Consider the following 13,972-nt stretch of genomic DNA (forward strand, 5'->3'; position numbering starts at 1 on the left):
CGTTCATCCTTCTTTACGTCCATGGTCACTCGGCGTCTTGTCGCCGGTCACCTCGCGGTACCACAACTGATGGTGTTTGCGCGCCCAGGCGCGGCTGACCCAGCCATGCAGCATGGCGCCGATCGAGCCCTTGATCCAGATACCGGCGTAGATGTGCACGATGATGCTGAGAATCAGCACGAAGCCCGCCAGCGCATGGGCCAACGACGCCAGGCGAATCGAACCTATGCCGAAGAAATGGCTGAAGTACGCACGCCAGATCACCACGCCACTGAGCAGCAACACCAGCATGCACACCAACAACGTCCAGAACAGCAGCTTCTGCCCGGCGTTATATTTGCCGATCGGCGGCACGCCCTCCTCCTTGTTGAGCATCACCCGGTCGATGCGGCGCAGCCACAGGCGGTCGTTGGCAGTGATGAAGTTGGCGCGCCAGAAACGCACCACCAGGAACAGAAAGAACACGAACATGGCCACCCCGATGAAGGGGTGCAGGATGCGTGTCCACGGCCCGCCGCCGAACAGATGGCTGAGCCAGAACAGCGCCGGATGGAACAGCGCCAGCCCCGAAAGCCCGGCCAGCACGAACAGGATGGCGACGATCCAGTGGTTGGTCCGCTCGTTGGCGTTGTAGCGCAGGATGGGTTTGTCGTCGTTCATGGCCGCTGCTCCCCTTGCCCACCGGGCTGCTTCGGATCATAGACATGCACCGCCGGGTCCACCTGGTGCACGCTGTCATCAGGTGGCGTGGGGCTGGGGTGTTCGTCCTCCTCGACCCGCTGCGGGCCAACCCGCACATAGTGGAAGAACCCGGCCAGCACCGCCGCGCCCATCGCCAGCAGTGCCAGCGGCTTGGTGATGCCCTTCCACAAGCCCACCAGCGGGCTGATCACCGGCTGGTCCGGCAGGCCGGCATACAAGCGGGGCGTATCGGCATGGTGCAGTACATACATCACGTGCGTGCCACCGACGCCGTCCGGGTCGTAGAGCCCGGCGTTGTCGTAGCCACGCGATTTGAGGTCGACGATGCGTTCGGCAGCATGCACCTTCATTTCGTCCTTGCTGCCAAAGACGATCGCGCCGGTCGGGCAGGTTTTCACGCAGGCAGGCTCCAGGCCCACGCTCACGCGGTCGGAACACAGCGAGCACTTGTAGGCCTTGTGGTCTTTCTGCGAGATGCGCGGAATGTTGAACGGGCAGCCAGTGATGCAATAGCCACAGCCGATGCAATGGTCCTGGTTGAAATCGACGATGCCGTTGGCGTGCTTGATGATCGCTCCCGGGCTCGGGCACGCCTTCAGGCAACCCGGCTCGGCGCAATGCATGCAGCCGTCCTTGCGGATCAGCCACTCCAGGTTGCCATCGTCGCGCTCGTGTTCAGTGAAGCGCATCAGGGTCCAGGTATCGGCCGTCAGGTCCTGGGGGTTGTCGTAGGTACCGTGGTTGTGGCCGACCTCGTCACGCAGCTCGTTCCACTCTGAACACGCCACCTGGCAGGCCTTGCAGCCGATGCACTTGGTGGTATCGATCAGTTTGGCGACTTCCTGCTGCAGGCGTACCGAAGGCGGTACGGTGGTGGTGGCCGAGCGGGCAATGATGTCTTGGCTGGCCATCAGATTTTCTCCACTTTGACGAGGAACGACTTGGACTCCGGCGTCTGCGTGTTGCCGTCACCGAGGAAGGGCACCAAGGTGTTGGTCAGGTAACCGTGCCGTGTCGCGCCGGTGAAGCCCCAGTGCAACGGGATGCCGATCTGGTGCACGGTCTGGTTGTTGACCTGCAACGGGCGAATACGCTTGGTCACCACCGCCACCGCTTCGATATGCCCGCGCTTGCTCGACACCCGCACCCGGTCGCCCGCCTTGATGCCTTTCTCGTTGGCCAGCACCTCACCGATCTCGACGAACTGCTCAGGCTGGGCAATGGCGTTGAGCCGGCAATGCTTGCTCCAGAAGTGGAAGTGCTCGGTCAGCCGATACGTCGTCGCCGCATACGGGAATTCGTCGTGCTTGCCGAGGGTGTCCCACACCGAATCGAAGATCCGCCCGGCCGGGTTGCTGGTGGCCTTGTTGTTCTTCGGGTGCAGCGGGTTGATGCCGATCGGCGTTTCGAACGGCTCGTAGTGCTCGGGGAACGGCCCTTCGGCCATCTTGTCGATGGCAAAGAACCGCGCCACGCCCTCGGGGTTCATGATGAACGGGTTCATGCCCGCTTGCGGTGGCGAATCGACCTTGAAGTCGGGCACGTCGGTGCCGGTCCAGGCCTTGCCGTTCCACCATACCAGGCGCTTTTTCTCCGGGTCCCATGGCTTGCCTTGCAGGTCACTGGAGGCACGGTTGTACAGAATGCGGCGGTTGGCCGGCCAGGCCCAGGCCCAGTTCTGCGCCTGGTGCATGCCATACGGGTCGCTGTTGTCACGCCGCGCCATCTGGTTGCCCTGCTCGGTCCAGCAACCGGCGAAGATCCAGCAGCCGGACGCAGTGCTGCCGTCGTCCTTGAGTTGGCCGAAGCCTGCCAACTGTTGCCCGGCCTTGATGAGCGCGCCCGTGGGATCGGTCACATCAGTGACCGCCCAGCCGTTCATTTCCTTGGCCAGTTCCTCCGGGGACGGCTCGTCAGGCAGCTTGTAGGGCCAACTGATGTTCATGATCGGATCAGGGTAAGTGCCACCCTCGGTCTGATAGCGCTGACGCATGCGCAGGAACAACTCGCTCATGATCTGCACGTCGGTGCGGGTCTCGCCCGGGCCGTCGGCGCCCTTCCAGTGCCACTGCAGCCAGCGGCTGCTGTTGACCAGCGAACCATCCTCCTCGGCGAAACAGGTGGTGGGCAGGCGGATCACTTCGGTCTGGATATTGGCCGTGTCGACGTCATTGAAGGGCCCGGCATTGCGCCAGAACTCCGAGGTCTCGGTGGCCAGCGGGTCCATGACCACCAGCCACTTGAGCTTGCCCAGGGCAGCAGTCACGCGGTTCTTGTCGGGCAACGCGGCGATCGGGTTGAAGCCTTGGCAGATGTAACCGTTGACCTTGCCTTGGCTCATCATCTCGAACATGCGCAGCACGTCATAGGCCGGCACGTCGAGCTTGGGCAACCAGTCGTAACCCCAATTGTTTTCTGCCGTGGCATTGGCGCCATACCAGGCCTTCATCAGGCTGACATGGAACTTGCCGTAGTTCTGCCAGTAGGACAACTGCCCAGGGCGCAGCGGCTTGGAGGCCCGCTTGTCAATGTAGGCGGCATAGTCCTGCTCGGCATCGCCAGGCAGGCTCAAGTAGCCCGGCAGCGAGTTGGACAGCAAGCCAAGGTCGGTCAGGCCCTGGATGTTGGAATGCCCGCGCAGGGCATTGACCCCGCCACCCGGCATGCCGACGTTGCCCAGCAGCAACTGGACCATGGCCGCACTGCGGATGATCTGCGCGCCGATCGAATGCTGCGTCCAGCCCAGTGCATAGAGGATCGTCATGGTCTTGCCCGGTACCGAGCAGGTGGCGATCTCTTCCCAGATCTTCATCATGGCGTCCTGCGGCATGCCACAGGTCATGCTCGCCAGTTCCGGGGTATAGCGGCTGTAATGCTGCTTCATCAACTGGAACACGCAACGCGGGTGCTGCAGGGTCGGATCGACCTTGGCGAAACCGTCCTCGCCCAGTTCGTACCCCCAGCCGGACTTGTCGGCATACACACGCTTGGCCGCGTCGTAACCACTGAACAGCCCGTCTTCGAAACCATAGGTTTCTTTGACGATGAACGACACGTCGGTGTAGTTGCGCACGTACTCGTGCTGGATCTTGTCATTGCTCAGCAGGTAGTTGATCAACCCGCCCATGAAGGCGATGTCGCTGCCGGTACGAATTGGCGCGTAGTAGTCCGCCACCGAGGCGGTACGGGTAAACCGCGGGTCGACCACGATCAGCCGCGCCTTGTTGTGCGCTTTGGCCTCGGTCACCCACTTGAAGCCGCACGGGTGCGCTTCTGCTGCGTTGCCACCCATCACCAGGACCAGATTCGCGTTGGCGATATCTGACCAGTGGTTGGTCATGGCGCCACGGCCGTACGTCGGGGCAAGACTTGCCACCGTCGGGCCATGTCAGACACGTGCCTGGTTATCGAACCCCAGCATGCCGGTTGCGCGGATGACCTTGTGGGTCAGGTAGCCGGCCTCGCTGGAGGCGGCGGAGGCAGCGAGAAAACCGGTGGTAAGCCAGCGGTTGACGGTTTGCCCCTGGGCGTTCTTTTCGATGAAGTTGGCGTCGCGGTCCTGCTTCATCAGTCCGGCGACGCGGTCGAGTGCCTCGTCCCAACTGACCCGCACCCACTCCTTGCTGCCCGCCTTGCGCACCTCAGGGTATTTGAGGCGGCTCTCGCTGTGGATGAAGTCCAGCAGGCCGGCGCCTTTCGGGCACAGGGTGCCGCGGTTGACCGGGTGGTCGGCGTCGCCTTCGATATGGATGATGTTCTGTTTGACGTTCTTGCCCGCATCGCCCTGGCTATAGAGGATCAGGCCGCAGCCGACCGAGCAGTAGGGGCAGGTGTTGCGGGTTTCCTTGGTATGCGCCAGCTTGAAGTGGCGCACCTGCTCGGCGAAGGCCGGCGTCGGGGCCATGCCCAACGCCGCCAGGCTCGAGCCTCCAAGGCCGACAGCGGCGACCTTGAAGAATTGCCGACGGTTGAGGTCCATCGTGCACTCCTGATCAGGTTTCGGGCGCTCGGGGCATTGCCGGCGCCTCGGGTCATCACGATGGCGGCAAAGTGATGCCGCCAACCGTTAAGACTAGCCAAGAATGCCAAAAGTGCGATTGACCCCGGTCAGCAAGGCGGCAGATTGCGCGCCACATTCAAGGCCGCGCTGCTCTGCGCCACTGGCATGATTTCGAGCGTGTTGATGTTTACGTGTGGCGGCTGTTCAGCGATCCACGCAACCGTGGCAGCAATGTCCTGGGGCAAAATCGCCTGCACATCACGGTACAACGCATCCACTGCATTCAGGTCGCCGTTCAGGCGCACCACCGAAAAATCGGTCCCGGAACACAGCCCAGGTTCGATGTTGCTGACTCGCACGCGGGTCCCCGCCAGATCGGCGCGCAGGTTCAGGCTGAACTGACGCACGAACGCCTTGCTCGCGCCATAAACGTTGCCGCCCGGGTAGGGATAAGTGCCGGCAATCGAACCAATGTTGATGATCATGCCGCTGTCGGCCCGGACCATCTGCGGCAATACCGCATGGGTGACCATGGCCAGGCCGGTGATGTTGGTGTCGATCATGCGCTGCCAGTTCTCGGCGCTGCAGGCCTGGGCCCGCTCGATACCCAGCGCCAACCCTGCGTTGTTGACCAGCACATCGATGCCCGGCGCAGCTTCGTTGATCTGCGCCACCGCTGCGCTGACCGACTGCATATCAGTCACATCCAGCGCCAGTGGAATGAAGTTGTCGCCAAGTTCATGCTCCAGGGCCTGCAACTTGTCCATACGGCGGGCGCCACCGATCACGCGATAGCCCTTGGCAACCAAGGTGCGGCATATGGCCCGGCCAAAGCCTGAGGAGGCGCCGGTTACGAATGCAGTTTTCATCAGGTTTGTCTCCCAGAAGGTAATGTCAGACCAGGTACTTCACGCCAAGGCTGGTGAACAGGCACAACATCGAGAACACCAGCGCCTTGCGCACCACGTCGTTGCCTTTGCGCAGCGCCAGTGCACTGCCCATGTGATTGCCGAGGATGTTGCAGGCCACCAGCGGCAACGCCAGCAGGTAGACCACCTTGCCGGCCATGATGAATGCGACCAGCGCACCGATGTTGGAGGCGAAGTTGAAGGTCTTGGAGTTGGCCGAACTGGAAACCAGGTCCATGCGCAGCAGGTAGTGGAAGGCGATGATGAACATGCTGCCAGTGCCTGGGCCGAAGAAGCCGTCGTAAAAACCGATGGCCAGGCAGGTCACCGGCACGACGGTGTAGAGCATCCGCGCCGACAGCTCTCGCTCCTCTATCGGGCGGTCTTTGGGGGTGAGGAAGATCAGGATGCCGAAAGGGATCAACGCCAGAATGATCTTGCCTACGGTTTCCTGAGAGATCGACACGATCAGGTGCGCCCCCAGGTAGGCGCCGAGCAGTGAGAACGGCACGCCGACCAGTGCCACCTGCCAGACCATCTTGCTGTTGGCCAGGAAATTGCGGATGGCAGCCAGCGTGCCCAGCGTACTGACCAGTTTTTCCTGCCCCAGGGCTACCTGAGGCGGCATGCCCACCAGCAGAAACCCTGGTACCAGGAACAACCCGCCACCCCCGGCAATGCTGTCCACAAAGCCTGCGACAAAGGCAATGGCGCCCAGCAGCAGGATCGCCAGCAGCCAGTGTTCTGCCCAGTAAGCGCCTAACAGTTCCATAGCAGTAATTCCGTCGAAAAATGAAAAGAAATCAGGAGAGCACTTCGTAAAGGTGGTCGGCCCGGGCGAAGCGCACCCGGTTCAGGTCGTTGACCGCGAACACCCGCAGCAGCCAACGGTCAGCGCCGTCGTTCTGCGGCTCGAAACCATCGCGGGCATGCAGCACGCGCTGGTTCTTGAAGATCATGAAATCGCCTGGCAGCAGCAGGTGTGGCTCATCGAAACGCCGGGTTTCCAGCAAGCCGCGCAGGGTGGCCAGGGCCTGCTCGGCGCGCAGGTTCAGCCCGTGGGTGTTCTCGCTGTCGAAGCGGCACAACCACTCGCCTGAATGGCCACGCACCAGCACCGGCAGTTCGGCGGTGCAGCGGCGGTTACCGGTGAACGAGTCGGGGCGGCGGATTTCGAATTGCGCTTCGCACAGTTCGCGCACGGTAGCCAAGGGCAGCGACGCGATCACAGCATCAAGGTTGACCAAGGTGGTGCTGATACGTGGATCACAGCGCATGCCGAAGAACGACAGGTATTCCGGGCAGCAGGAAACCGTACCCAGCGGCTCGGAAGACAGTGGCAGGTCGGGATTGTCTACGTGATAGGAAAATCGCAGCCGTGAGCCATGCGAGCTCTTGTGGCTGGATGAAGTTCGGGCCGGGATGACATGGCGAAACAGCCGACCGTCATTTTCACCCTCGTAGACAACCGGGTTGATGCCCATCAGGTTCTGCATGGTCAGGCTGACCAGGCAGGCAATCGGCGTGCTGCGTGGGCTGAGCACACCGGAGTAAGGGGTAGGAGGCACATCGCGATCGCGCGGGCAATTACGCACTATCATGCTGGTCAGTTGCGGATCTTCAACGAACCCCCGGATTTGCTGGCACAGCGCTTTGCCCAAGACCTCCTGCGCCTGCTCCTTGAGTTGCGGGTAAAGCTCTTTGCTGGTTTCGAAATCGAGCGGGGTGTTGCTCAGCAAGGTTTGCCAGGCACTGGAGACAACCCAGGGCAGGCGGATCTCCAGTGAAGTCTGAGGCTCGGCTGCTTGTTGCAGGTATGCGCTTTCCATTTCGAGTGCTATTCCATTGGCCATTCGGTGTCGTGCCATGCCGGGCAGAGGCGGCAGTCATTGTCTTTTTTTGAAACCGTTCACAGCTAAGCGATGCGAACGAGGGGTGCTGCTCCAGGCACCACCACATTGCACCGACTCAATCATTGTAATTACAAAAATAGAATCGATTCAATTTATTTCATTGGCCGATTGCCATCAGCATTGAATCGAATCAATCAACTTATTGATTTCAAAAGATTTCTTCTGAACGTGGATTGATCGCGCTCACGCTTGCGCTCCCGTTGTGTAGGGAGGACCCGCTGCGACAAGCCTTCAAGTCATATCAATAGAGGCAATTCACATACAAAAAACGCGATTACTCCGATCTTGCCTTTCGTGCTAGGCTTCCGCGTTCTTGCAGATTCTGGTGCCATTTCCATGTGGGTTCCTCACTACAGCGACCTGGCGCAGCCGGTCTACCTGATGATTGCCGATGCTCTTGAACAGGACATAGGCAACGGCCGGCTGGCGCCTGGCGACCGCCTGCCAACACTCAAGGATCTTGCCGAGTCATTGCACGTGACGCCTGGCACCATTGGCCGAGCCTATGACGAAGCCGCCAAGCGGGGCTTGGTGGTGGGCGAGGTTGGCCGCGGTACTTTCGTCCTGCAGCAACGACCGGCGCCTACCCCCACCGCATTCTCGCGGCCCGCACCGCTCAAGCATGAAAGCGGCCAGATCGACCTTTCGATCATCAAGCCCAACGATGCGCACATGGCCGACTGGCTGCGCGGAGCGATCACCGAGCTGGCGGCTTCCCCCGACCTTGACCAAGTGCTCGACTACGTTACCGACGGTGGCCATGCGACGCACAAGCAGGCTGGCGCCACATGGATTCAGCGCTGGTTGCCCGAAGCTCGCGCGCAACAGGTGGTGCTGACCTCCGGCGCCCAGCATGGCCTGCTGGTAGCGATCAGCAGCCTGTCGAAAAGCGATGATGTGATCCTCTGCGAGTCGCTCTGCTACCCCGGCATCATTTCCCTTGCCCACAGCATGGGCCGCCGCTTGCGCGGGGTAGCCATGGACGAGCACGGCCTGATGCCCGAGGCCTTGCGGGCCGCCTGCCTGGAGCACCGCCCCTCGCTGCTGGTATGTGTGACCACTCACCAGAACCCGACCAACTCGGTAATGCCGCACACGCGTCGCGAGGCTATCGCCCAGATTGCCCGCGAGTTCGACCTGTTCATCGTGGATGACGATATCTACGGCTTCCTCGAACCGGCGCCTGACTACAAGCCCTTGGCCGCCTATGCACCTGAGCGCTCGGTGTACCTGACCAGCCTGTCCAAGAGCGTGCTGCCGGCCCTGCGTATCGGCTACCTCTACGCGCCGCCACAAACGCTGTCACGGTTGTCGTCTATGGTGCGCAGCAGCGTCTGGATGCCCTCCCCGCTGATGGCTCAGCTGGCCAGCAACCTGATCAACAGCGGCATGGCCGAGCAGTTGGTGCGGGTGCAGCAGGAAGAAGCCGCCGCACGCCAGTTAATGGCCCAGGAAATCCTTGGCAGGTACAAGGTGCGCAGCCAGCCCAACAGCTTCCATATCTGGCTGGAACTCCCAGAGCCATGGACCAGCGATGAGTTCGCCAACCTGGCTCGCAACAATGGCGTAACCGTGGTCAGCGGCAGCCAGTTCCTGCCTGAGCGCAGCCCAGCCAGCTGTGGCGTGCGCATCGCCCTGATGACGCCAAGCCGCGCCGAGCTGAGCTTTGCCCTGACCAAACTCGCCAGCTTGCTGGATTCGTCCGAGCCGCGGCTTTTCTACTAGAGATGAACAGGGCCGCAGGGGGCTCACGAACCGTGATGCGGCTCAGCGGATCAACCGCGCCAGCCCATCCAGCAACCGCTGCAAGGCCCCCTGATTGGCCTGCATCACCGCCCTGCCCGCCTCACCCATGCGCCGGGCATCCTGCGGCAATTCGATCAACTGCCGCACTGCCTGTGCCAACCCTTGGGCATCGTCCACCTGCTGCAACGCCCCGGCATCACGCAACATCGCGCTGATTTCGAGGAAGTTGAACACATGCGGCCCCATGATCACCGGCAGTGCCAGCGCTGCCGGCTCCAGAGGGTTGTGGCCGCCAGTGGCGACCAGGCTACCGCCAACGAAAGCGATGTCGGCCAGTGCGTAGAGGAACAGCAGCTCGCCCATGGTATCGCCGAGCAGCACGCGGGTCTGGCCATCGACCGCCGCACCGGCAGAACGGCGCACGGTAGCGAACTGCCCGCAGCACAAGGCATGCACTGCATCGAAACGCTCGGGGTGGCGCGGCACCAGGATCAGCAGCGCGTCGCCATGCGCCTGCAGCAACTGCTGATGAGCCTGCAGGATCAGCGCGTCCTCACCCTCATGGGTACTGGCCGCAATCCACACCGGCCGCTCGCTTGCGCCCCACTGTTCACGCAGTACCCTGGCACGCGGCAAAAGCTGGTCATCGACCTTCAGGTCGAACTTGATCGAACCTGTGACCTGCACGCACTCAGGACGCGCACCCAAGTCGCGGAAGCGTTGCGCCTCGGTTTCGGTCTGCACTGCAATCAGGTTCATCTCGGCGAGCATCGGCCGGGTCAGTTTGGCGAAACGCGCGTAGCCACGAGCGGAACGCTCGGACAACCGAGCATTGGCCAGCGCAACCGGAATGCCACGCTTGGCGCATTGGTGAATGTGGTTGGGCCACAGTTCGGTTTCCATGATGATGCCCAGCCGCGGGCGCACATGGTCGAGAAAACGCCCCGCCGCCCACGGCAGGTCATAAGGCAGGTAGCAATGCTGGATGCGTGGCTCATCGGCGAACAGCGCGCGAATGCGCTCGGAGCCGGTGGGGGTCATGCAGGTAAGCGTGACCGGCAGGCCCGGGTAGGCCTTGAGCAAGGCTCGCACCAGGGGCGCGGCGGCAATGCTTTCACCTACCGATACGGCATGTACCCAGATGCCACCCTGGCGCATCGCCGGCAGATTGCGGGCGAAACGTTCGCCGATACGCTGGCCGTAGGCCGGGGCCTTGCGTGCACGCAGGTAAAGGCGCAGCGCGACCAGCGGCAGGCCCAGGTGGAACAACAGGGTATAGAGAGTTCTGTTCATGGCGGCGAAGTTTACCCGATCGCGCGCAAGTGCACCGCAAAGCGCTCGGCCAGCCATTGCGCGGCGGGCCCCAGCGGTTCGTCACGGCGCCAGGCCAGTTCGACGACCAAGGCCGGGGGCCGCCATTCGCTGGCCAGCTCGACCATGTGCGCCTGGTAGGTCGGGTATTGCACCACGTGGCGTGGCAGCCACGCCCAGCCCAGCCCTCGCATCAACAGCTCGGCCATGGCGTAGAAGCTGTCGGCGCGCCATACCTGCGGGCTGATCGCTTCGCCGCCGGGGTAGCCACTTTGCTGCGGGGCGATCAGCAACTGGCGGTAACGTGCCAGCTGCTGGCGTGTGACGCGGCTTTCACGCGCCAATGGATGATCCACCGCGCACACCGTGACCATCTCCACGCTACCCAGGGCACGCCGCTCCAGTGAGGCAGGCATGCTTTCATGGTGGAAAAACAAACCCAGGTCTGCACGTCGCTCCACCAGCTTGCGCGCTACATCACCTTGGGCACCGCTGGCCAGTTGCACTTCCAGAAAAGGGTAATGACTGGCCAGTTCGTCGAGGCTGTCGATCACAGGTTGATAAGGCATGGCTTCATCCTGGGCCACCCGCAACAAGGCTTCCTGGCCACGCATCAGGGCCAGAGCGCGGCCATCGAGCCGTTCGCACTGGCGCAGCAGTTCGCGGGCATCCTCCAGCAGCGCGGTACCGTTTTCGGTCAGCCTGGGCTGACGGCCGCTGCTGCGCTCGAACAAAGTGACGCCGAGGTCCGCTTCGAGCATTGCAATGGCATTGCTGATGGCTGACTGCGCTTTGCGCTGCTCGCGGGCGACGGCAGAAAACGAGCGCAGTTCGACGACGCGCACAAAGGTACGCAACTGCTCGAGGCTCCACTGTTCGGCCATCAACCTATCTCCCAGAGTGATAGGTAATGACTTTACCGCATTCAGGGACACTCTAGAATGCCCGCCCAGAACCGGAGGAACGAACCATGAACGCCTACACCTACCTCGCCATCGCCATTGTCGCCGAAGTCATCGCCACAGCCTCCATGAAGGCTGTGAAAGGCCTGAGCACGCCATTGCCCCTGCTGCTGATGGTGGTCGGCTATGCCATCGCGTTCTGGATGCTGACGCTGGTGGTGCGCAGCATTCCGGTGGGTATCGCCTATGCGATCTGGTCGGGGCTTGGGATTGTGCTGATCAGCGTGGCGGCGCTGGTGATCTATGGGCAGAAACTCGATGTGCCGGCGATGCTGGGGATGGCGATGATCGTTGGCGGCGTGGTGGTGATCCAGTTGTTCTCCAAGACTGCCGGGCATTGATGGGGCCTGTCGGCGATGAGCCAAGCCAGGCATAGCCTGTATACTTGCCAGCTGTCCCAGACTTCGAGGTACCGCCATGCCATCCGCCATTTCCACTGACGTGCTCATCGTCGGCGCCGGGGTCGCAGGCCTGTGGCTCAATGCCCGCCTGCGCCGCCTGGGTTATTCGACAGTGCTGGTGGAGCGCGCCAGCCTTGGCGGCGAACAGACCATCAAGTCCCAGGGCATCATCCATGGCGGTACCAAGTACGCCCTGCACGGTGCGTTGACGGGGGCCTCGGAAGCCATCGCCGACATGCCACGGCGCTGGCGCGAAGCCGTGGCCGGCAGCGGCGAACTGGACCTGAGCCGCACCCGCCTGCTTTCCGACGCCCACTACCTGTGGTCGCCCGGCACCCTGGCCGGCAACCTCACCAGCTTCTTCGCCAGCAAGGCCGTGCGCGGCCGGGTTGACCAGGTCAAGGGGGACCAGTTGCCTCCCGCACTGCAGGACCGCGCCTTCAAAGGCAAGGTGTATCGCTTGGCCGAACTGGTGATCGATGTCCCCAGCCTGCTGGCCAACCTGGCTGAACTGGCTGGCGACTCCTTGCTCGCCGGTGAGCACATCGAGCCCCTGCGTGAAGGTGATTCACTGGTTGGCCTGCGCGTGGACGGCCGTGAAATACGGGCCCAGCGCATCGTGCTCAGTGCTGGCGCGGGCACCGAGGGCCTGCTTCACGCCCTGGGCCTTGAGCAACCGGCCATGCAAACACGGCCGCTGCATATGGTCATGGCCAAAGGCCCTAACCTCAAACCACTGTATGCCCACTGCCTGGGCGGCGGCCCCAAGCCGCGCGTCACCATCACCACCCACCCCGCAGCCGATGGCCAATGGGTCTGGTACCTGGGCGGCGACCTGGCTGAAGCCGATGGCGTAGCACGCGACACGGCTGCACAGATTGCCGCAGCCCAGAAGGAAATCAGCCAGCTCTTGCCGTGGGTAGATCAACGCCTGGTCCGCTGGGCCACGCTGCGGGTCGACCGCGCAGAGCCTGCACAATCGGGCCTGGTGCGGCCCGACAACGCGTTCCTCGCCGACCAGCAGCGCCTACTGGTGGGCTGGCCGACCAAACTTGCCCTGGCGCCCGACTTCAGTGACCGTGTGCTGGCCAGCCTGGAACGTGACGGCATCCGCCCAAGCGCCCAGGCCGAGCTTGCAGGGCTGCCACGCCCGCCACTCGGCGTGCCCGCCTGGGAGCAACTGCTGCCATGACCCTGCCGACCCTGCACGACTTCTACCGCCCGCTGGGCAGCACAGGCTTGAAGGTGTCCCCTCTGGGCCTGGGCACGGTCAAGCTTGGCCGCGACCAAGGCGTGAAGTACCCCACCGGGTTCACGATCCCCGGCGATGACGAAGCGCGCCTGCTGCTGGCCCAGGCGCGCGAACTGGGTATCAACCTGATCGACACGGCACCGGCCTATGGCCGCAGCGAAGAGCGTCTGGGGCCGCTGCTGCGCGGCCAGCGCGATGAATGGGTGATCGTCAGCAAGGTTGGCGAAGAGTTCGAAAACGGCCTGTCGCGCTTCGACTTCAGTGCAGCCCACACCCGTCTTTCGGTCGAACGCAGCCTGCGCCGGCTGGAAACCGACCGTATCGAACTGGTGCTGGTGCACTCCGATGGCAACGACCTGGAGATTCTCGAGCAGCAAGAGGTCTACCAGACCCTCGCAGCCCTCAAGCAGGAGGGCAAGATCCTCGGCTACGGCCTGTCGGGCAAAACTGTCGCCGGCGGGCTGAAGGCACTCGAGCAGGGCGACTGTGCCATGGTCACCTTCAACCTCAACGAGCAGGCAGAACGACCGGTACTGGACTACGCTGCCGAGCACGGCAAAGCCATTCTGGTGAAGAAGGCCTTGGCCAGTGGGCATGCCTGCCTCGCACCTGGTGTCGACCCGGTACACGCCAGCTTCGAACTGCTGTTCGCCCACCCTGGCGTCAGCAGTGCTATCGTCGGCACCATCAACCCGTTGCACCTGGCCCACAACGTGGCCACGGTCGCCCGCATTTTGGGCCAGCATTGAGTTGTCCCCACCCCGGGCCTGGAGACTG

The 13,972-nt window shown here is 62.7% G+C and carries 12 protein-coding genes; 4 read left to right on the forward strand and 8 right to left on the reverse strand.

Features of this window, described 5'->3' with window-relative positions; genetic code table 11:
* Positions 1 to 3 precede the first annotated feature (3 nt).
* The 6 genes from ACMGGN_RS19695 to ACMGGN_RS19720 all read right to left on the reverse strand — a co-directional run bounded on the left by ACMGGN_RS19695 (position 4) and on the right by ACMGGN_RS19720 (position 7,439).
* On the reverse strand, positions 4 to 660 hold the full coding sequence (locus ACMGGN_RS19695) for a formate dehydrogenase subunit gamma (RefSeq protein ID WP_115273456.1): 657 nt from the start codon (positions 658 to 660) through the stop codon (positions 4 to 6).
* Positions 657 to 1,613, reverse strand: a complete 957-nt coding sequence (gene fdxH / locus ACMGGN_RS19700) for a formate dehydrogenase subunit beta (RefSeq protein WP_046785079.1) — start codon at positions 1,611 to 1,613, stop codon at positions 657 to 659. The genes ACMGGN_RS19695 and fdxH overlap by 4 nt, the downstream gene beginning before the upstream one ends.
* Positions 1,613 to 4,681: a formate dehydrogenase-N subunit alpha gene (fdnG, locus tag ACMGGN_RS19705; RefSeq protein WP_148708297.1), complete on the reverse strand. Its 3,069-nt coding sequence runs from the start codon at positions 4,679 to 4,681 to the stop codon at positions 1,613 to 1,615. Before fdnG ends, fdxH begins: the two co-directional genes overlap by 1 nt.
* A 128-nt stretch (positions 4,682 to 4,809) precedes the next feature.
* Positions 4,810 to 5,571, reverse strand: coding sequence for an SDR family NAD(P)-dependent oxidoreductase (locus ACMGGN_RS19710; RefSeq protein WP_125923485.1), 762 nt, complete (start codon positions 5,569 to 5,571; stop codon positions 4,810 to 4,812).
* Positions 5,572 to 5,596: 25 nt separating this feature from the next.
* Positions 5,597 to 6,382: a sulfite exporter TauE/SafE family protein gene (locus tag ACMGGN_RS19715; protein ID WP_046785076.1), complete on the reverse strand. Its 786-nt coding sequence runs from the start codon at positions 6,380 to 6,382 to the stop codon at positions 5,597 to 5,599.
* 31 nt (positions 6,383 to 6,413) lie between these two features.
* Positions 6,414 to 7,439 carry a TauD/TfdA family dioxygenase gene (locus ACMGGN_RS19720; protein ID WP_046785075.1) on the reverse strand — a complete coding sequence of 342 codons (1,026 nt, stop codon included), beginning with the start codon at positions 7,437 to 7,439 and terminating at the stop codon, positions 6,414 to 6,416.
* A gap of 420 nt (positions 7,440 to 7,859) precedes the next feature.
* On the opposite strand from ACMGGN_RS19720, the gene ACMGGN_RS19725 reads away from it, so the two are divergent.
* Positions 7,860 to 9,248 (forward strand): PLP-dependent aminotransferase family protein, encoded by a 1,389-nt coding sequence (locus tag ACMGGN_RS19725; RefSeq protein ID WP_414156231.1) that lies wholly within the window; start codon positions 7,860 to 7,862, stop codon positions 9,246 to 9,248.
* 42 nt (positions 9,249 to 9,290) lie between these two features.
* Here the strand turns inward: ACMGGN_RS19725 and waaA are convergent, their stop codons facing one another.
* Together waaA and ACMGGN_RS19735 are read right to left on the reverse strand one after the other, a co-directional pair.
* Positions 9,291 to 10,562 (reverse strand): lipid IV(A) 3-deoxy-D-manno-octulosonic acid transferase, encoded by a 1,272-nt coding sequence (waaA, locus tag ACMGGN_RS19730; RefSeq protein ID WP_119688178.1) that lies wholly within the window; start codon positions 10,560 to 10,562, stop codon positions 9,291 to 9,293.
* Positions 10,563 to 10,573: 11 nt separating this feature from the next.
* Positions 10,574 to 11,464: a LysR family transcriptional regulator gene (locus tag ACMGGN_RS19735; protein ID WP_046785072.1), complete on the reverse strand. Its 891-nt coding sequence runs from the start codon at positions 11,462 to 11,464 to the stop codon at positions 10,574 to 10,576.
* Between the two features lie 86 nt (positions 11,465 to 11,550).
* On the opposite strand from ACMGGN_RS19735, the gene ACMGGN_RS19740 reads away from it, so the two are divergent.
* From ACMGGN_RS19740 to ACMGGN_RS19750, 3 genes are all read left to right on the forward strand, one after another.
* A complete protein-coding gene (locus ACMGGN_RS19740) occupies positions 11,551 to 11,883 on the forward strand; it encodes a DMT family transporter (protein ID WP_046785071.1) in 333 nt (110 codons plus the stop codon).
* Positions 11,884 to 11,959: 76 nt separating this feature from the next.
* Positions 11,960 to 13,135, forward strand: a complete 1,176-nt coding sequence (locus tag ACMGGN_RS19745) for an NAD(P)/FAD-dependent oxidoreductase (protein WP_125923481.1) — start codon at positions 11,960 to 11,962, stop codon at positions 13,133 to 13,135.
* Positions 13,132 to 13,944, forward strand: coding sequence for an aldo/keto reductase (locus ACMGGN_RS19750; RefSeq protein WP_414156232.1), 813 nt, complete (start codon positions 13,132 to 13,134; stop codon positions 13,942 to 13,944). Before ACMGGN_RS19745 ends, ACMGGN_RS19750 begins: the two co-directional genes overlap by 4 nt.
* Positions 13,945 to 13,972: the final 28 nt, after the last annotated feature.

This window comes from Pseudomonas sp. BNK-30 (assembly GCF_047456185.1).
Taxonomy (GTDB): Bacteria; Pseudomonadota; Gammaproteobacteria; order Pseudomonadales; family Pseudomonadaceae; genus Aquipseudomonas; species Aquipseudomonas putida_E.

Coding starts and splice junctions, on each gene's coding strand:
- ACMGGN_RS19720 (WP_046785075.1), bottom strand. CDS start 7,439: ATGGAAAGCGCATACCTGCAACAAGCAGCCGAGCCTCAGACTTCACTG.
- waaA (WP_119688178.1), bottom strand. CDS start 10,562: ATGAACAGAACTCTCTATACCCTGTTGTTCCACCTGGGCCTGCCGCTG.
- ACMGGN_RS19725 (WP_414156231.1), top strand. CDS start 7,860: ATGTGGGTTCCTCACTACAGCGACCTGGCGCAGCCGGTCTACCTGATG.
- fdxH (WP_046785079.1), bottom strand. CDS start 1,613: ATGGCCAGCCAAGACATCATTGCCCGCTCGGCCACCACCACCGTACCG.
- ACMGGN_RS19750 (WP_414156232.1), top strand. CDS start 13,132: ATGACCCTGCCGACCCTGCACGACTTCTACCGCCCGCTGGGCAGCACA.
- ACMGGN_RS19695 (WP_115273456.1), bottom strand. CDS start 660: ATGAACGACGACAAACCCATCCTGCGCTACAACGCCAACGAGCGGACC.
- ACMGGN_RS19735 (WP_046785072.1), bottom strand. CDS start 11,464: ATGGCCGAACAGTGGAGCCTCGAGCAGTTGCGTACCTTTGTGCGCGTC.
- ACMGGN_RS19740 (WP_046785071.1), top strand. CDS start 11,551: ATGAACGCCTACACCTACCTCGCCATCGCCATTGTCGCCGAAGTCATC.
- ACMGGN_RS19745 (WP_125923481.1), top strand. CDS start 11,960: ATGCCATCCGCCATTTCCACTGACGTGCTCATCGTCGGCGCCGGGGTC.
- ACMGGN_RS19715 (WP_046785076.1), bottom strand. CDS start 6,382: ATGGAACTGTTAGGCGCTTACTGGGCAGAACACTGGCTGCTGGCGATC.
- ACMGGN_RS19710 (WP_125923485.1), bottom strand. CDS start 5,571: ATGAAAACTGCATTCGTAACCGGCGCCTCCTCAGGCTTTGGCCGGGCC.